This is a genomic window from Streptomyces sp. NPDC001156 (genome assembly GCF_053598275.1).
The window spans coordinates 1-17275 of sequence record NZ_JBSFJX010000034.1; the positions used below are offsets into that span (position 1 = coordinate 1).

At 71.1% G+C, this 17275-nt stretch carries 15 protein-coding genes, 1 tRNA gene and 1 pseudogene; 13 read left to right on the plus strand and 4 right to left on the minus strand.

What is annotated here, in order from left to right:
* Nucleotides 1–85: 85 nt before the first annotated feature.
* Nucleotides 86–658: pseudogene (locus ACWDA7_RS18525) on the minus strand (5-formyltetrahydrofolate cyclo-ligase); the annotation flags it as partial.
* A gap of 134 nt (nucleotides 659–792) precedes the next feature.
* Here ACWDA7_RS18525 and galU point away from each other — a divergent pair.
* The 7 genes from galU (at nucleotide 793) to ACWDA7_RS18560 (ending at nucleotide 6645) form a co-directional block, all read left to right on the plus strand.
* On the plus strand, nucleotides 793–1695 hold the full coding sequence (galU, locus tag ACWDA7_RS18530; RefSeq protein ID WP_450605335.1) for a UTP--glucose-1-phosphate uridylyltransferase GalU: 903 nt from the start codon (nucleotides 793–795) through the stop codon (nucleotides 1693–1695).
* Between the two features lie 4 nt (nucleotides 1696–1699).
* On the plus strand, nucleotides 1700–3022 hold the full coding sequence (gene glp, locus ACWDA7_RS18535; protein WP_450605336.1) for a molybdotransferase-like divisome protein Glp: 1323 nt from the start codon (nucleotides 1700–1702) through the stop codon (nucleotides 3020–3022).
* 257 nt (nucleotides 3023–3279) lie between these two features.
* A complete protein-coding gene (gene moaC, locus ACWDA7_RS18540; RefSeq protein ID WP_450605337.1) occupies nucleotides 3280–3759 on the plus strand; it encodes a cyclic pyranopterin monophosphate synthase MoaC in 480 nt (159 codons plus the stop codon).
* On the plus strand, nucleotides 3756–4337 hold the full coding sequence (locus tag ACWDA7_RS18545; protein WP_359404665.1) for a MogA/MoaB family molybdenum cofactor biosynthesis protein: 582 nt from the start codon (nucleotides 3756–3758) through the stop codon (nucleotides 4335–4337). The genes moaC and ACWDA7_RS18545 overlap by 4 nt, the downstream gene beginning before the upstream one ends.
* A gap of 26 nt (nucleotides 4338–4363) precedes the next feature.
* A complete protein-coding gene (locus ACWDA7_RS18550) occupies nucleotides 4364–5026 on the plus strand; it encodes a GNAT family N-acetyltransferase (protein ID WP_450605338.1) in 663 nt (220 codons plus the stop codon).
* 172 nt (nucleotides 5027–5198) lie between these two features.
* Nucleotides 5199–6473, plus strand: coding sequence for a divisome protein SepX/GlpR (gene sepX / locus ACWDA7_RS18555; protein WP_450605339.1), 1275 nt, complete (start codon nucleotides 5199–5201; stop codon nucleotides 6471–6473).
* Between the two features lie 98 nt (nucleotides 6474–6571).
* Nucleotides 6572–6645, plus strand: a tRNA-Ala gene (locus ACWDA7_RS18560).
* A gap of 488 nt (nucleotides 6646–7133) precedes the next feature.
* On the opposite strand, the gene ACWDA7_RS18565 is transcribed toward ACWDA7_RS18560, so the two are convergent.
* Nucleotides 7134–7610: a GNAT family N-acetyltransferase gene (locus ACWDA7_RS18565; protein WP_450605340.1), complete on the minus strand. Its 477-nt coding sequence runs from the start codon at nucleotides 7608–7610 to the stop codon at nucleotides 7134–7136.
* 47 nt (nucleotides 7611–7657) lie between these two features.
* Between ACWDA7_RS18565 and ACWDA7_RS18570 the strand changes: the two genes are divergently transcribed.
* Nucleotides 7658–8482, plus strand: coding sequence for an exodeoxyribonuclease III (locus ACWDA7_RS18570; RefSeq protein ID WP_450605341.1), 825 nt, complete (start codon nucleotides 7658–7660; stop codon nucleotides 8480–8482).
* 29 nt (nucleotides 8483–8511) lie between these two features.
* Here the strand turns inward: ACWDA7_RS18570 and ACWDA7_RS18575 are convergent, their stop codons facing one another.
* Nucleotides 8512–9132, minus strand: a complete 621-nt coding sequence (locus ACWDA7_RS18575; protein WP_450605388.1) for a MerR family transcriptional regulator — start codon at nucleotides 9130–9132, stop codon at nucleotides 8512–8514.
* Between the two features lie 162 nt (nucleotides 9133–9294).
* Here ACWDA7_RS18575 and ACWDA7_RS18580 point away from each other — a divergent pair, with 162 nt between their 5' ends.
* The 4 genes from ACWDA7_RS18580 to ACWDA7_RS18595 all read left to right on the plus strand — a co-directional run bounded on the left by ACWDA7_RS18580 (nucleotide 9295) and on the right by ACWDA7_RS18595 (nucleotide 12930).
* Complete coding sequence (locus ACWDA7_RS18580) at nucleotides 9295–10830, plus strand: flavin-containing monooxygenase (protein ID WP_450605342.1); 1536 nt, start codon at nucleotides 9295–9297, stop codon at nucleotides 10828–10830.
* The gene (locus ACWDA7_RS18585; RefSeq protein WP_450605343.1) at nucleotides 10827–11753 is read left to right on the plus strand and encodes an alpha/beta fold hydrolase; all 927 of its coding nucleotides are present in this window, start codon (nucleotides 10827–10829) and stop codon (nucleotides 11751–11753) included. Before ACWDA7_RS18580 ends, ACWDA7_RS18585 begins: the two co-directional genes overlap by 4 nt.
* A complete protein-coding gene (locus ACWDA7_RS18590) occupies nucleotides 11750–12634 on the plus strand; it encodes an SDR family oxidoreductase (RefSeq protein WP_450605344.1) in 885 nt (294 codons plus the stop codon). The genes ACWDA7_RS18585 and ACWDA7_RS18590 overlap by 4 nt, the downstream gene beginning before the upstream one ends.
* 77 nt (nucleotides 12635–12711) lie before the next feature.
* The gene (locus ACWDA7_RS18595; RefSeq protein WP_450605345.1) at nucleotides 12712–12930 is read left to right on the plus strand and encodes a hypothetical protein; all 219 of its coding nucleotides are present in this window, start codon (nucleotides 12712–12714) and stop codon (nucleotides 12928–12930) included.
* Nucleotides 12931–13035: 105 nt separating this feature from the next.
* Here ACWDA7_RS18595 and ACWDA7_RS18600 read toward each other — a convergent pair whose 3' ends face one another.
* Nucleotides 13036–16401: a S41 family peptidase gene (locus tag ACWDA7_RS18600; RefSeq protein WP_450605346.1), complete on the minus strand. Its 3366-nt coding sequence runs from the start codon at nucleotides 16399–16401 to the stop codon at nucleotides 13036–13038.
* A 264-nt stretch (nucleotides 16402–16665) separates the two neighbouring features.
* On the opposite strand from ACWDA7_RS18600, the gene ACWDA7_RS18605 reads away from it, so the two are divergent.
* Complete coding sequence (locus ACWDA7_RS18605) at nucleotides 16666–17259, plus strand: TetR/AcrR family transcriptional regulator (RefSeq protein WP_450605389.1); 594 nt, start codon at nucleotides 16666–16668, stop codon at nucleotides 17257–17259.
* Nucleotides 17260–17275: the final 16 nt, after the last annotated feature.

The following is a 17275-nucleotide window of genomic DNA, read 5'->3' on the forward strand; positions in this document are numbered from 1 at the left end:
CCGGGCGGGGGTGAGGCGGCGGGGCTCGGCCGGCAGTTCCCAGGGCCGGCGCAGGTCCTCGGCTAGTGGGCCCGCGGGACGGCTCCCGGAAGCGGCGTACCCCCGACGGGGTCACCACCGCGTGCACCGGGCGGTCGTGCGGCTCCTCGGGCACGCGCTCCACGACCTCCGTGTCGTACAGGAGCACCACCAGAGCGGGATCGGACTGCGCGCGCTCCAGGCGGGCCAGCACGCGGTCGTACGAGCCGCCGCCGCGGCCGAGCCGCATGCCCCGCGCGTCGACCGCGACGCCGGGCAGCAGCACGGCGTCGGCCTGCCCCACGGCCTCGGGGCCCAGCGGCTCGCCCGCAGGCTCCAGAAGGGCCATCCGCCCGCCGTGCCGGACGCGTACGAGGGAGTCGGGACCGGCGTACGCTCCCCAGTCGAGGTCGTTGTCCGGCAGGAGCACGGGGAGCAGCACCCGCACTCCCCGAGCGCGCAGCGTGTCGAGGAGTGCCAGGGTGCCGGGTTCGTTGCCGACGGAGACGTACGCGGCCACGGTGCGCGCCTGAGCCAGTTCGGGCAGCTGCAGCGCCCGCCGGGCGAGGGCGGCGGCCGCCTCGCGCACGTCATTCGCCGTCAACCTGTCCCTCACCTCGAGGAGTCCCCGCCGCAACATTCGCTTGTCAGGCTCGGTCCGGTTTTCCTTGGGAGTCACAGGTCAGTGCCCTGCCCTTTCTGAATGCGGTCATATGGCAGCAAATACTGCAGGGGTGCAGATTCCGCACATTGCCACCGGATATGGTGGCGGGCATGACTGAGTCGCACCCCACGATCACCAAGGCTGTCATTCCTGCAGCAGGCCTCGGCACCCGGTTCCTGCCGGCCACGAAGGCCACCCCCAAAGAGATGCTGCCGGTCGTCGACAAGCCCGCGATCCAGTACGTGGTCGAGGAGGCCGTCTCCGCGGGGCTCGACGACGTACTGATGATCACCGGTCGCAACAAGAGGCCCCTCGAGGACCACTTCGACCGCAACTACGAGCTGGAGTCCGCCCTCGAGAAGAAGGGCGACGCCGAGCGGCTGGCCAAGGTCCAGGAGTCCAGCGACCTCGCCACCATGCACTACGTCCGCCAGGGCGACCCCAAGGGCCTCGGGCACGCCGTGCTGTGCGCCGCCCCGCACGTCGGCCACGAGCCCTTCGCCGTCCTCCTCGGCGACGACCTGATCGACCCGCGCGACCCCCTGCTGGCCCGCATGGTGCAGGTCCAGGAGCAGCGCGGCGGCAGCGTCATCGCGCTCATGGAGGTCGCGCCGGAGCAGATCCACCTCTACGGGTGCGCGGCCGTCGAGACCACCGAGGACAGCGACGTCGTCAGGGTGAGCGGTCTGGTCGAGAAGCCGGACCCGATGGACGCGCCGTCCAACTACGCGATCATCGGCCGCTACGTCCTCGACCCGGCCATCTTCGACATACTGCGCAAGACCGAGCCGGGGCGCGGCGGCGAGATCCAGCTCACCGACGCCCTCCAGCAGCTCGCCGAGGACGAGAAGGTCGGCGGCCCCGTGCACGGCGTCGTCTTCAAGGGCCGCCGCTATGACACCGGCGACCGCGGCGACTACCTGCGTGCCATTGTCAGACTCGCGTGCGAACGTGAAGATCTGGGTCCGGACTTCCGGACCTGGCTTCGCAGTTACGTGACCGAGGAGATGTAGCGATTTGAGTGCCGCCGCGAGCCGCCCCGCCGACCGGGACCATCTCTGGTCGGTGGACGAACACCTGGAGGACGTCCTCGCGACCGTTCGACCCCTGGAGCCCATCGAGCTGCAGCTGCTCGACGCCCAGGGGTGCGTCCTGGTCGACGACGTCACGGTGCCGGTCTCACTGCCGCCGTTCGACAACAGCTCGATGGACGGGTACGCGGTGCGGGTCGCGGATGTCGCGGGGGCGAGCGAGGAGTTCCCGGCCGTCCTCACGGTGGTCGGGGACGTCGCGGCGGGCGCGGCCGACCTGCTCCAGGTGGGACCGGGCCAGGCCGCGCGGATCATGACGGGCGCCCCGCTGCCGCCCGGCGCCGAAGCCGTCGTGCCCGTCGAGTGGACCGACGGCGGTCTCGGCGGCGGTCCCGTCTCCGGGATGCCGGCTCGCAGCGTGGCCCCGGAGGGAGCCACCGGGCAGGTGCGCGTGCACCGCCCGGCGGAGGCCCGCGCGCATGTGCGCGCACAGGGCAGCGATGTGAAGGCGGGCGACCTCGCCCTCGAGGCGGGCACCGTGATCGGGGCACCGCAGATCGCGCTGCTCGCCGCGATCGGCCGCGGTACGGTACGGGTGCGCCCGCGCCCACGCGTGGTGGTTCTGTCGACCGGCAGCGAACTCGTCCAGCCCGACGAGGACTTGGCGGTCGGCCAGATCTACGACTCCAACAGTTTCGCCCTCACGGCCGCCGCACGGGACGCCGGCGCCATCGCCTACCGGGTCGGCGCGGTCGCGGACGACGCCGACACCCTTCGTTCCGCCATCGAGGACCAGCTCCTGCGCGCCGACCTCGTGGTCACCACCGGAGGGGTGAGCGTGGGTGCGTACGACGTCGTCAAGGAGGCCCTCACCTCCGTCGGGGACGAGGACGAGGCGGGCGGCGGTGTCGAGTTCCGCAAGCTCGCCATGCAGCCCGGAAAGCCGCAGGGCTTCGGCGTCATCGGCCGTGACCACACACCACTGCTCGCGCTGCCGGGCAACCCGGTGTCGTCGTACGTCTCCTTCGAACTGTTCGTACGCCCGGCGATCCGCACCCTGATGGGCCTGACGGATGTGCACCGCCCCCGGGCCAGGGCCGTCCTCAAGGCGGACAAGGCGCTGAGCTCGCCCGCGGGCCGGAGGCAGTTCCTGCGCGGGAAGTACGCCGACGGCACGGTGACCACGGTGGGCGGCGCGGAATCACACCTGGTCGCAGCGCTCGCGCACGCCGACGCGCTGATCGTCGTCCCCGAGGACGACACCTCCGTCGAGCCGGGCGCCGAGGTCGAGGTGATCCTCCTCGGCTGAAGGCGCGGCCTCGGAGCCGCCGCGCGCCCGGACGTGCGGTGCGGGGCCGGTGGTGCCGCCGTGTTCCGTGAGGCTCCGCAAAGTGCCCGGGCCGCGACCTTCGCCCGGCCGGGCCCGCGGTACCAGGGAGCCCCTTCCTGACCGGGAGGGCCGCTCCATGGACCTCGCTCGGCTGATCGCGTCGAGTTGGCGGTACCGTGTCGCGCACAGCAGACCCGCGCACCGCGCCGGGCCCGGGACCGGGAGTGCCGCAGCACATGAGTACGCAGGACCGACTGACCCATATCGACGAGGCGGGAGCCGCCCGCATGGTCGACGTCTCCGGGAAGGACGTGACCGAGCGCACCGCGCGGGCCAGTGGTCGCGTGCTGGTCTCGCGGCGCGTGATCGAGCTGCTGCGCGGGGAGGGCGTGCCCAAGGGCGACGCGCTCGCGACCGCGCGTATCGCGGGCATTATGGGCGCCAAGCGCACCCCGGACCTGATCCCTCTGTGCCACCCGTTGTCGGTGTCCGGTGTGAAGCTGGATCTGGCGGTGGCGGACGACGCGGTGGAGATCACCGCGACCGTGAAGACCACCGACCGCACGGGCGTCGAGATGGAGGCGCTCACCGCGGTCAGCGTCGCGGCACTGACCGTGATCGACATGGTCAAGGCGGTCGACAAGGGGGCGGTCATCACGGACGTGCGCGTGGAGCAGAAGACGGGCGGCAAGTCCGGCGACTGGAGCCGGGCATGACGGCACCGGACGGCGCGCCGGCCGGCGGCGCCCTGTCGGCGGCGTACGCGGCGCTCGTGGTGACCGCGTCCAACCGCGCGGCCGCGGGCGTGTACGAGGACAAGGGCGGCCCCCTGATCGCGGAGGCGCTCACCCGCTTCGGCTTCGCGGTCGACGGGCCGTGGGTGGTGCCCGACGGTGACCCGGTGGAGGACGCGCTGCGGACGGGGTCCCGGGCCGGGTACGACGTGATCGTCACGACCGGCGGCACCGGACTCTCGCCCACCGACCGCACCCCCGAGGCGACCCGCGCGGTGATCGACTACGAGGTGCCGGGCATTCCGGAGGCCATCAGGGCGTTCGGAAGGGAGAAGGTGCCCGCGGCGGCGCTCTCCCGGGGACTCGCCGGAGTCGCCGACGGGACGTTGATCGTCAACCTGCCGGGATCGACCGGCGGAGTGAAGGACGGACTGGCCGTGCTGGAACCCCTGTTGGTCCACGCCGTCGACCAGCTGCGCGGCGGTGACCACCCGAGGGCCGACGCGGACGGGTCCCCGGCCGGCGAGAACCGCTCCAGACCGAGTGGGGGTGCGAGCTGAACAGCCCATCCTGGCCCGTCGAGCTGGTGGACGACGATGTCGTCCTGCGGCCCATAAAGCTGCGCGACCAGCGGCTGTGGCGCGAGGTCAACCGGCGCAACCGGGACTGGCTGCGCCCGTGGGAGGCGACCATTCCGCCGCCCACGCCCAGCGGTCCCCTCACTCAGCGGCCGACCTACCGGCAGATGGTCCGGCATCTGCGCAGCGAAGCCAACGCGGGCCGGATGCTGCCTTTCGTCATCGAGTACCAGGGACGGCTCGCCGGACAGCTGACGGTGGCCGGGATCACCTGGGGCTCGATGTGCTCGGGGCACGTCGGCTACTGGGTGGACGAGGCGGTCGCGGGCCGCGGGGTGATGCCGACCGCCGTGGCGCTCGCCGTCGACCACTGCTTCCGGACCGTCGGACTGCACCGCATCGAAGTCTGTATTCGCCCCGAGAACCGGCCGAGCCGCCGGGTCGTGGAGAAACTGGGATTCCGCGAGGAGGGGCTCCGGCCGCGTTATCTCCACATCGACGGGGCCTGGCGCGACCATCTGGTGTTCGCACTCACCGCGGAAGAGGTGCCCGAGGGACTGCTGGCGCGCTGGCACCGGGCACGCTCACAACAGGCTGGTGCGCAGAGCGGCAGTGCCCGCATACAGGGGACGAGCAGGGATCCGAGTAAGCCGGGCCACTCCGGTAAATAAAAAATATGTTCGAAATTGATCGGGCGATGATCGTCTGGGCCAATGAATTGGCGGTCCCGATGGCCTGCTGATCGCATCGATCCCAAGAAAAGTTCGAAATATCAGCCAGATCGTGCGACACACCGGCCCAATTGGCAGATGGCCCCATGCAAACCCCTCTACCGTGTGAGGCGTGAGCAGCAGCGGCCTCATCTACGCAGTCATTGTCGGGGCCTGGGCCGCCTACTTGGTGCCGATGTGGCTCCGTAGGCAGGACGAGCTGAACGAGTCTCGTCCGACGGAACGCTTCAGCACAGCCATCCGGCTGCTGTCCGGACGGTCGGGCATGGAGCGTCGATACGCCAAGGACCTGCGGGCGCGCTCCTCCGAAGAGGGGGAGCGCAGTTCCGGGCCGGACGTCGTCACCGATTCGGTGGACGTCCGGGCCTTCGCCATGCCCCCGACCGACGCGCAGGCGCGGGCCCGGGTGGAACCGGAGGGGCAGGCCAGGCGCGAGCAGACAGATCCGGGCGCGGCCAAGCCCGGCACGCAGTCCCCGTCGCCGTCGGCATCGCCGTCCCCGTCCAAGGCCGCCGGGGCGCAGTCCAAGGGCGCGCCCGCTTCCGAGGCGAAGGTCGCCCGCCCCGCGGTGGGCAAGGGGGCGTCCGGGGCTCGGAAGGTGTCTTCGGCGGAGGCCATGGCGCGTGCCCGGCGCTCGAAGGTACTTGCACGCCGGCGGCGCACGACTGTGATGCTCTTCCTTGCGTTCACGCTCGGCGCGATCGTCGCCGCGGTCGGGGGGCTGGCCTTCCTGTGGGCGCCCGGTGTACCCGCCGTCCTGCTGAGCGTCTACATCGCGCATCTGAGGGCGAAGGAGCGCAAGCGGTTCACCTACACGATGGACCGGCAGCGGGCCGAGGCGGCGGCGCAGCGGCTGCGCGAGCGGCAGCCGAGGCGGCGGCCGCCAGTCGACTCCGGCGCGGACAAGCCGGAGGAGGGGCCCGAGTCGGAAAGTGATCCCGGGCTGTCCGCGCTGGCGGCCGACCGCCGGGCCCTGGTCGAGCAGACGGATCACGCCGAGTGGGTGGACCAGCAGCGCGAGCGGCAGCGCAGGCCAGGCCACGGCGACAGCTGGGACCCGGTGCCGGTGCCCCTGCCGACGTATGTGACCGCGCCGGTCGCTCCGCGGGCGACGCCCAGTGTGGACCTCGGGGCGCCGGACGCGTGGAGCTCGGCCCGGTCGAGCGCGGCGGAGGCGGCTGCGCCCGTACCGGACGTGTCCGCGGCCGGTGCCGAGCCGGACTCCGGGGAGTCCGGTGCGCAAGCCGAGGACCAGACGGAGGCCGCCGACGGCGGCCGAACCGACGCCCGCCGCGCGGCGTCCGCGCGCCGTTCCCGGGAGCGGGGGCGCACCCCGCTGTTCGACCAGTACGAGGACGGGGAGCGCCCCAAGGCCGCCAACGAGTAGCAGCGGGTGCGCCGCCGGCCCTCCGCCCCCGTGGTTGACCAGGGCGGAACGGATTTCCGGGCAGGCCGATGAGGATGCTAGAGTTTCACTCGTTGCAAGGGCCTGTGGCGCAGTCCGGTAGCGCACCTCGTTCGCATCGAGGGGGCCAGGGGTTCAAATCCCCTCAGGTCCACGCAGCTCAGAGCCCCGGTCGGTGAACACCGACCGGGGCTCTGACGTGTTGTGCAGGAAAGATGCGCGGCAATTACTCTGGATCTTGCTACCGAGGTGCTTACCGGCCTTGCTCAGCGCTCGACGGGCCCCCTCGGGTCGGACGTGTGGACTCCTCCCTCGTCGCTGCGATCTTGCTGTGGCGCGGGATCTGCATCGCGATGCGAATATGAAGTCGGGACCGTCCCCGGCCAAGCCGATGGGTTCCTGGATTCCGGAAGGGCAATTCCCTGGCGCCAAAAGCGGGTTGTGACCCTGCGCGCAAAGGAGCCGCCGGGTCTGGACACTGCGACCAGCCCCGCCGCGCATTGCGGGCGTCGCGACGAGTCGGGATCAGCCAGCGAAACAGGGCAGTTGAAGGGATCCCGGATCCCGTCCGAACGCGGCGCGCCCGCCGCATGGTTCACAGCGGGGAGCGGCGCGCAGAGCCGGGCGTTTCGCGGCCGTGCCCTACAGCGGCTTCGCGAAGCACAGGCTGAGTTCGTGGAAGCGGTAGTAGCCGAACTTGGCGCACGGTTCGTAGCCGCTCGAGGCGTAGAGTGCCACGGCCTCCGGCTGCTTGCTGCCCGTCTCCAGGACCATGCGGGTGCGGCCGGCCGCACGGGCGTCCTCCTCCAGCGCGGCCAGTATGCGGCGTGCCAGGCCTCTGCCGCGCAGCTCCTCTGTGACGAACATCCGCTTGAGTTCGGCGTCCCCGGCCAGATACCCCTCGTCGTTCTTCTCCTGGGCGCGCCAGCCGCCCGTGGCGACGGGACGGTCCTGTTCGTCGTAGGCGATCAGATAGAGACCGGCGGGCGGCTCGAACATCGCCGGATCCAGGTACGTGACATCGCCACCGTCGCCGTAGCGCAGGTGGTACTCGGCCTGGACCTCGTCGTTGAGCTTGACGGCGTCGGGGTGGTCGAACGAAACGCGGCGAATATCCATACCAGTTATCGTACATCTATGCATATCTCGGAACAGGGGCCCTACCAGTGTGCCGGTATGGTTCCCGGGTGCTCACTGTGACCTCCGTGAATGTGAACGGGCTGCGCGCCGCCGCGAAGAAGGGCTTCGTGGAATGGCTTGCCGGTACCTCGGCCGATGTGGTGTGCCTCCAGGAGGTGCGGGCCGAGGCCGGGCAGCTTCCGGAGGGCGTACGGGCGCCGGAGGGGTGGCATGTCGTGCACGCGCCCGCCGAGGCCAAGGGGCGCGCCGGGGTGGCGCTTTACACGCGGCGTGAGCCCGACCGTGTGCGGATCGGGTTCGGGTCCGCCGAGTTCGACGGCAGCGGGCGGTATGTCGAGGCGGATCTGCCCGGCGTCACCGTCGCCAGCCTGTATCTGCCCTCGGGGGAAGTGGGGACCGAACGGCAGGAGGAGAAGGTCCGTTTCATGGCGGAGTTCCTCGGCTATCTGAAGGACCTCCGGGAGCGGGCCGCCGCCGACGGCCGCGAGGTCGTCGTCTGCGGTGACTGGAACATCGCCCACGCCGAGACCGACCTGAAGAACTGGCGTGGCAACCAGAAGAACTCCGGTTTCCTGCCCGAGGAACGGGCGTGGCTGAGCCGGGTCCTCGATCCCGCGGACGGCGGGTTCGTCGATATGGTGCGGGCCCTGCATCCGGACACCGAGGGGCCGTACACCTGGTGGTCCTACCGGGGACGGGCCTTCGACAACGACACGGGGTGGCGGATCGACCTGGCCGTGGCGACCCCCGGGCTCGCGGGACGGGCCGTCAAGGCGGTCGTGGAACGGGCGGCCAGCCATGGTGAGCGGTGGTCGGATCACGCTCCCGTGACGGTGACCTTCGAAAGGTAGCCGACCGGGCGGGGCGTTCCGGAACGGCTCTAGCGCTTGCGCAGGCGGCGGTCCAGGGCCAGGGAGAGTTCCGCCTCCATGACGCTTTTGGTCAGGGGCCGCAGGCGCTCGGCGTCCTCCGCGGGACGGTCGTGGGCGGTCAGCAGGTCGGCGAAGAGGTCCGCCAGTGCCTCCGCGTGGTCGCGGACCCGGCGCGCGGCGCCCAGGACGTCCGCGAGCGGGATGCCCTCGCGGACCAGGGCCGCCGACACATCGAGCAGGCGCCGGCTGATGTGGACTATCTCGCCGCCGTCCGTGCCCAGGTAGCCGAGGTCGAGGGCCGCGGCCAGGTTCTCGGGGGTCGCCTCGGTGCCGAACACATCGGCCAGCGCCTCGGGCGTCAGGCGGACCGGGGTCTCCTCGGTGGGCGCGCCGAGGCCGAGCAGGTCGCCCACGTCTCTGCCGTGGTCGAAGGCCTCGGCGAGTTCCGCGATGCCGCTCAGGGTGTGGCCGCGTTCCAGCAGCGCCGAGATCGTGCGAAGCCGGGCCAGGTGCGTGTCGTCGTACCAGGCGATCCGGCCCTCGCGGCGCGGGGGCTGGATCAGTTTGCGCTCGCGGTAGAAACGCAGGGTGCGCACCGTGATGCCGGCCCGCTCGGCCAACTCCTCCATGCGGTACTCGCGCCGCTCCCCGTCCTCAACCACTCCCGCACCCTACGTCGTACCCCGGGTAACTTTCCTCGTCCCACCCCCTACCCATCGGTACACGGCTGCCCTACCCTCCCATTGCGCCAGCGCTCACTGGCAGAGTCGCACAGAGCATGGAGGGGCGTAATGGCCGAGCACGAGCATGTGCCTCATGTACGGGTGGCGGTGGTGGGATCCGGGTTCGGCGGGCTCGGGGCCGCCGTGCGGCTGCGGCGGGAGGGCATCACCGACTTCGTCGTCCTGGAGCGGGCAGGCTCCGTCGGCGGCACCTGGCGCGACAACAGCTACCCGGGGTGCGCCTGTGACGTGCCGTCCCACCTGTACTCCTTCTCCTTCGCGCCCAACCCCGACTGGCCGCGCACCTTTTCCGGCCAGGAGCACATCCGCGCGTACCTGGAGCATGTGGCGGACCTCTACGGGCTGCGCTCGCACATCCGCTTCGACTCCGAGGTGAAGCTGATGACCTGGGACACGGAGCGACTGCACTGGACGATCGAGACCAGCGGCGGTTCGCTCACCGCCGATGTCGTCGTCTCCGCCACCGGGCCGCTGTCCGACCCCAAGGTGCCGGACATCCCGGGCCTCGACGGCTTCCCGGGCAAAATCTTCCACTCCGCCCGCTGGGACCACGACTACGACCTGCGCGGCAAGCGTGTCGCGATGGTCGGCACCGGGGCGTCCGCGATCCAGATCGTGCCCGAGATCCAGCCGGTGGTCGGCAGCCTCACCCTCTTCCAGCGCACCCCGCCGTGGGTGATGCCGCGCGTCGACCGGGCCATCAGCGGCCTCGAGCGACGGCTGCACCGCGCGCTGCCGTTCACCACCGGGCTGCGCCGGGGCCTCCTGTGGGGCATCCGGGAGCTGCAGGTCCAGGCGTTCACCAAGCACCCCGACGAACTGGGTCTTATCGAACGGCTGGCCAGGCGCAACATCGCCCGGGGCATCAAGGACCCGGCCTTGCGCGCCAAGTTGACGCCCGACTACCGCATCGGCTGCAAGCGGATCCTGCTCTCCAACTCGTACTATCCGGCGCTCTCCCGGCCGAACGTCGACGTCGTCGCCAGTGGCCTCAGCGAGGTCCGCGGCTCCACCCTCGTCGCGGCGGACGGCACCGAGGCGGAGGTCGACGCGATCGTCTTCGGAACGGGCTTCCACGTCACGGACATGCCGATCGCGGAGCGGGTCGTCGGCGCCGACGGGCGCACGCTCGCGGCGGCCTGGAGCCAGGGCATGAGGTCGCTGCGCGGCGCGACCGCCGCCGGGTTCCCCAACTGGATGACGATCATCGGCCCCAACACGGGCCTTGGGAACTCCTCGATGATCCTGATGATCGAGTCCCAGCTGAACTACATGGCCGACTATCTGCGGCAGTTGGACGTCCTCGGCGGCCGGGCCGCGCTGGACGCGCAGACGGAGGCCGTCGACGCCTGGAACCACACGGTGCAGGAACGCATGAAGCGCACAGTGTGGAACACCGGCGGATGCACCAGCTGGTATCTGGACGCGAGCGGCCGCAACACCACCATCTGGCCCGGTACGACCACCGAGTTCCGGAGCGCGACGCGACGCGTGGACCTCGGCGAGTACGAGGTGGTCCGGGCGCCCGGCGCACCGCGGACGGACGAGGGTTCCGGCACGACGAAGGCGGAGGCACGCGCATGAGCCGTCCAGCGCATGTGGTGAGCGGGCCGTACGCGCCCCCGGTCCCGGCCCGCGAGCTGACCGTACGGTCCGCCGACGGTGCCCGGTTGCACGTCGAACTGCATGGCCCCGAGGGTGCGCCCGCGGTGGTCCTCGCCCACGGCTGGACCTGCTCGACCGCCTTCTGGGCGGCGCAGGTGCGAGACCTCGCCGCCGACCACCGGGTGATCGCCTACGACCAGCGGGGACACGGGCGCAGCCCGGCCGGCCCCACGTACGGCACGGAGGCGCTCGCCGACGACCTGGAGGCGGTGCTCGCCGAGACGCTCCCAGCCGGTGGGAAGGCCGTGGTCGTGGGGCACTCCATGGGCGGGATGGCGGTACTGGCCGCGGCCGCGCGCCCCCGCTTCAGGGAGCGGACGGCGGCCGTCCTGCTGTGCAGCACGGGCAGTGCGCGCCTGGTCGCCGAGGCGCTCGTGCTGCCGCTGCGCCCCGGGCGCTTCCGCACCTGGCTCACGGCGCGCATCCTGGGTTCGCCCGCCCCGCTCGGGCCGGTCACGCCGACGGCCCGGCGCATCCTCAAGTACGCCACCATGGGCGCCGGTTCGACGCCGGACATGGTGGAGGCGTGCGCGCAGGTGGTGCACGCCTGCCCGCGCGGGGTGCGCCACGCCTGGTCGCGTGTGCTCGAGGGGCTGGATCTGGAGGCCGACGTACGGGAGTTGACGGTGCCGACGGAGGTCCTGGTCGGCACCGCGGACCGGCTCACGCCGCCGGTGCACGCGCGGGAGCTGGTCGCCGGGCTGCCCTACTGCGTGGGAAGCACGGAGCTGCCGGGGCTCGGCCATATGACGCCGGTGGAGGCGCCGGAGCCGGTCAACGGGAAAATCCGGGAACTCGTCACCCGGTACGCGGTGGACGCACGGCTGGAGGAGGGCGCATGAGCAAGGTGAGTCTGGAGGGGCAGGTCGCAGTCGTCACCGGCGCCGCGCGGGGTGTCGGCGAACTGCTGGCCCGCAAACTGTCGGCGCGCGGTGCGAAGGTGGCGCTCGTCGGCCTGGAGCCGGACGCACTCAAGCAGGTCTCGGAACAGCTGTACGGGGACAGCGCCCACTGGTACGCCGACGTCACCGACCACGAGGCGATGACGCGGGTCGCCCGGGAGGTCAAGGAGCGGTTCGGGAAGGTCGACATCGTGGTCGCCAACGCGGGCGTGGCCAACGGCGGGCCGTTCGCCGACTCCGACCCCGAGGCATGGCGGCGGGTGATCGAGGTCAATCTGATCGGCTCCGCGGTGACGGCCCGGGCGTTCCTGCCGGTGCTGACGGAGAGCCGCGGCTATCTGCTTCAGATCGCCTCGCTGGCGGCGATCACGCCCGCGCCGATGATGACGGCGTACTGCGCGTCCAAGTCGGGTGTGGAGGCGTACGCGCACAGCCTGCGTGCGGAGGTCGCCCACAAGGGTGTACGGGTCGGCGTCGGGTATCTCTCCTGGACCGACACGGACATGGTACGCGGCGCCGACCAGGACGAGGCCATGCGGGAGTTGCGGCAACGGCTGCCGTGGCCGTCCAACAAGACGTATCCGCTCGGACCTGCGGTGGACCGGATCGTGTCCGGGATCGAGCGGCGGTCCGGTCATGTCTACGGACAGGGGTGGTTGCGCGGGATGCAGGCCGTGCGCGGTTATCTCCCGGGCATCATCGCGACGGTGGGGCAGCGCGAGATGCGCAGGTTCGAGCCGCGGCTCAAGGGGGTCGGCACTGGGCTGGTGGGGGCCGGCGGAGAGGCCGATGAGCAGCAGCGCAGTACGCTGCGTAACTGATCGAAATGCGTTGTTTGTCCGGTCGTGTAAATCTGGTCGAGGCCCAATCCCCTCACCCACTACGGGAGTGAACACACATGGGCATGAAGGACCAGTTCCAGGAGAAGTCCGGGCAGGCGAAGCAGCAGGCCAAGCAGAAGATGGAGCAGGGCAAGCAGCAGGCCCAGCAGCGTGGTCGGCAGCAGTCCCCGCAGCGCGGCCAGCAGTCCCCGCAGCGTGGCCGGCAGTCGCAGGACGACCAGCAGCGGCTGCGGGACGAGGCTGAGGACCGCTTCAATCAGGACTACGACGCCTAGTCGCTGCCCTTGACTTCGGCCTTGAGTGGGGTGCCCGTTCTTCGGAGGGCACCCCACTCTTCGTGTGCTCACGGCAAGACCGGGCACACCGGCAGCGCTACCGGGTCAACCCCTCTTCCGCGGGGGCAGTTTCGGGCGGGTCCTGTCCGGGATACCGCTGTAGTCCGGCGGGGTCGCGGGCGGGTTGGTGTGGAGGAGTTCGACGGCCAGTCCGACCGCGTCGTCCAGTTGCCTGTGGCGGCCCTCGGCCCAGTCCAGCGGCGTACGCAGGATCTCCAGGTCCGGATCCACGCCCCGGTTCTCCACGGACCAGCCGTACTCCGCGAACCACGCCGCGTTCATCGGGACGGTGATCACGGTGCCGTCGCCCAGGCGGTGCCGGCCTGTCATGCCGACCACTCCGCCCCAGGTGCACGAGCCCACCACCGGGCCGAGATTCAGCAGTTTGATGGCCGCTGTGATCATGTCGCCGTCGGAGGAGGTCGCTTCGTCGGCCAGCGCCACGATGGGACCTCGGGGGGCGTTGGACGCGTACGACACCGGCTGGGCGTTGCGGGTGAGGTCCCAGCCGAGGATCTTGCGCGTGAGCTTCTCGATGACCAGCTCGCTGATGTTGCCGCCCGCGTTGCCCCGTACATCCACGATGAGCGCGGGCCGGGCGACCTCCATCCGCAGGTCCCGGTTGAACTGGGCCCAGCCCGAGCCCCCCATGTCCGGGATGTGCAGGTATCCGCAGCGGCCGCCGCTCAACTCCCGTACGACCTGGCGGCGTTTGGCCACCCAGTCCTGGTAGCGCAGTGGCCGCTCGTCGATGAGGGGAACCACGGCCACCCGGCGGTGGCCGCCCTCCCCGTCCGCCGGTGCGAAGGTCAGCTCGACCGTCGTACCGCCCGAGCCCGCCAGCAGCGGATAGGGCCCCGTGACGGGGTCCACCGGCCGCCCGTCCACATGGGTGAGGACGGCGCCGTCCCGGATCCCCGTGCCCGCGAGCGGTGAGCGCGCCTTCGAGTCCGACGACTCGCCCGGCAGGATCCGCCTGACCACCCATCTGTCGTCCCGGCGTGTGAAGTTGGCACCCAGCAGCCCCTGGTAGCGCTGGTAGTGCGGGGGTCCCTCGTTGCGCCGGGCCGGCACCACGTACGCGTGCGACGTGCCCAGCTCGCCCAGGACCTCGCGCAGCAGGTCCGCGAAGTCGTCGGGCGAGGCTACCCGTTCGACCAGCGGGCGGTACTGCTCCAGGATCGCGTCCCAGTCGATCCCGCACATGCCCGGCTCCCAGAAGTACGCCCGGATGAGCCGCCCCGCCTCCGCATAGGCCTGCCGCCACTCCGCCGGCGGGTCCACCACGTGCATGATCCGGCGCGTGTCGATCCAGACCGTCGTGTCGGAATCGCCGGACTCGGTCGACGGCACGGCCCGCAGGTCGCCCTCATCGACGACCACCAGCCGCGTGCCGTCCCCGCTCACCGCGAACCAGTCCAGATGGGCGACGAGGTCGGACTTCTTCGCCTTGCTGATGCTGAAGTGCTCCAGGGACGGGCGGCCGGTGGTGTCGTCCGGGTTCACGAAGGTCTCGCCGAGTGCACCCGAGATCGGCCAGCGCATCCACACGAGGCCGCCGCCCGCGACCGGCCGCAGCTCCGAGTACTTCGAGGCCGTGACCGGGAACGGCGTCACCCGGCTCTCCAGTCCCTCGATCTCGACCGTCACCACCCCGTCGCCTTCTTCCTCCTCCAGCGGATCCAGGCCGCCGGCCGCGGGGCGCCCCTCCGGGTTCACCGCGAAGGGGGAGGGGGTGGCCGAGGAGAGGGGGACCAGATACGGGCGGGAGCCGAGCGGGAAGGACAGGTCACCGGTGTGCACGTCGTACACCGGGTCGAAGCCGCGCCAGGACAGGAAGGCCAGATACCGCCCGTCCCGGGTGAAGACCGGGTTCTCGTCCTCGAAGCGGCCGTTCGTGACGTCTACGATCAGCCGGTCCTTGATCCGGGCCATCTTGATCTGTCGCAGCGACCGCCCGATCCCTGGATGCGACCACGTGAGCCACGCGCCGTCCGGGGAGAACGCCAGGTCCCGCACCGGCCCGTTGATCGAGCGGATCACCTCGGTGACCGCATCGTCCGTGGACTCCGGCTCCCGCGGCTCCTCCGGCTCCTCCGTCCCCGCGGCGGCCGCGGCCTCCGGCTCCTCCGTCCCCGCGGCGGCCGCCGCCTCCTCGGCCACCGTGACCAGCAGCAGGCGCCCGTCGTTGGAGGCGATCGCGAGTCGTTCGCCCTGCAGGTCCGCCACCATCTCCAGTACCCGGCCCAGCCGTCCGGAGGCCAGCCGCCGAGGCTCGCGGTCGCCCGAGGCCCGGGGCAGATAGGCGATCTCGATCGCGTCCTCGCCCTCCGCGTCCGTGACATAGGCGACCTGTCCGCCCACGCCGAGCATCTCCGGCAGCCGGACGCGCACGCCCGGGGTGTCCGTGATCGTCCGGGCGGGACCCTCCCGGTGCGTGAGCCAGTACAGACTGCCGCGGACGACGACGGCGCTGGCCCGTCCGGTGTCGTCCACCGCGATCCCGTCCACATGCTGCGCGGCCGGTACCTGGTACTTGCGGCGCCCCGCGCGCGGGCCGCCGAGGCGCACGTCGAGGCGGCGCGGGATCGAGACGGGGGAGAGGTCGTCGACGATCCACAGGTCGCCCGCGCACTGGTACACCACTCGCGTGCCGTCGCTGGAGGCATGGCGGGCGTAGAAGGCGTCGTGGTCGCTGTGGCGGCGCAGATCGGTGCCGTCGTACGCACACGAGTAGAGGTTGCCGATGCCCTCGTGGTCGGAGAGGAACGCGATCCGCCCGTCGACGAACATGGGCGAGTCGAGATGGCCTTTGACATCGGCGAGCAGCCGCTGCCCGTGCAGCCACAACCTGCCCATGGCGCCGCCGCGGTAGCGCTTCCAGGAGGCCGGTTCGTGGGGTGGGGTGCCGGTGAGCAGCAGGGTCCTGTGCTCGCCCTCGACATCGGCCACGGCGATGTCCGCGACGGGGCCCCAGGGCAGCTTTCCGCCGGGGCCGCCGTCGGTGGGGACCTTGTAGGCCCAGGTGAAGTACGAGAAGGGCTCGCCGTGCGAGGCGACCGCGAGGATGTCGGTGTTCCCGTCGCTGTCGGGTGGCGTCCAGCCGCACACCCGGGTGTCGGCGCTGCCCCAGTAGGTGAGCCGTCTGCCGGGTCCGCCGTCCACCGGTGTCAGATGGATCTCCGGAACGAGGCTGCGCCAGCTCGTGTACGCGATCAGGCGTCCGTCGGGCGAGAAGCGGGGGTGACCGATCTTCGTACGGTCGACGGTGAGCCGCCAGGCGCGACCGGACCCGTCCACCTGCGCCACCCACAGATCGTCCTCGGCGGCGAAGCAGAGGCGTTCGCCGTGCAGATGCGGGTAACGGAGGTAGCCGGGCGCCTTCTCGAACACGTCGCTCCCGTCGGTCACCTACCCATGCTTTTCCTCCGGACCGGTCGCGGCAACTCGTGGGCCGGGCGTGCGACCGAGTGACCGGCCCTGTCACGGGTTGAGCGCGGGGTCCGTGATGCAGGACACGTACGAAACGGTTTCGTTTCGTTCGGGCGAGGGGTATCGTCAGGGACGTACGAAACCGTGTCGTTCGGAGCGCTGCCGCTCCGGACGCGCAGCAGGAAGGTGAGTGGCGTGACCGAAGCGTCCAGGGGCGCGGCGTCAGCCGCTCCGGCGGAGGTCGTGCCCGGACCGGGGCGACGCAGCCGGATCACCCCCGAGCGCGAGGCCGAGTTGTACGAGGCCGTGCTCGACCTGCTCCGGGAAGTCGGCTACGACACGCTGACGATGGACGCCGTGGCTGCCCGTACCCGGTCCAGCAAGGCGACGCTCTACCGCCAGTGGGGCGGTAAGGCCGAACTGGTGGTCAAGGCCATCCGGCACGGCAAGCCGGGCCCCATCGACGCGATCGACACCGGCTCGCTCCGGGGCGATCTGCACGCACTGGTGTCACGCGAGGACGACTGCGTCATGGAGCAGAACTCCGCGCTGATGCGGGGCGTCGCCATGGCGATGCACCACAACGACGACCTGCGTCAGGCGTTCCGGGACCAGCTGATCGAACCCGAGATGGCGGAGTTCCAGCGCGTGCTGCAACGCGCCGTCGAGCGCGGGGAGATCCGTCCGGACTGCCCGGCGCTGGACTTCCTGGTGCACATGCTGATCGGCGGCTTCGTCACCCGTGCCCTGATCGACGACCAGCCGCCGACCCAGGCCTTCCTCAAGTCGTACATCGACGCCGTGGTCCTCCCCGCCCTCGGCGCCCCCACCACCTGACCAGTCCCCTCGGCTA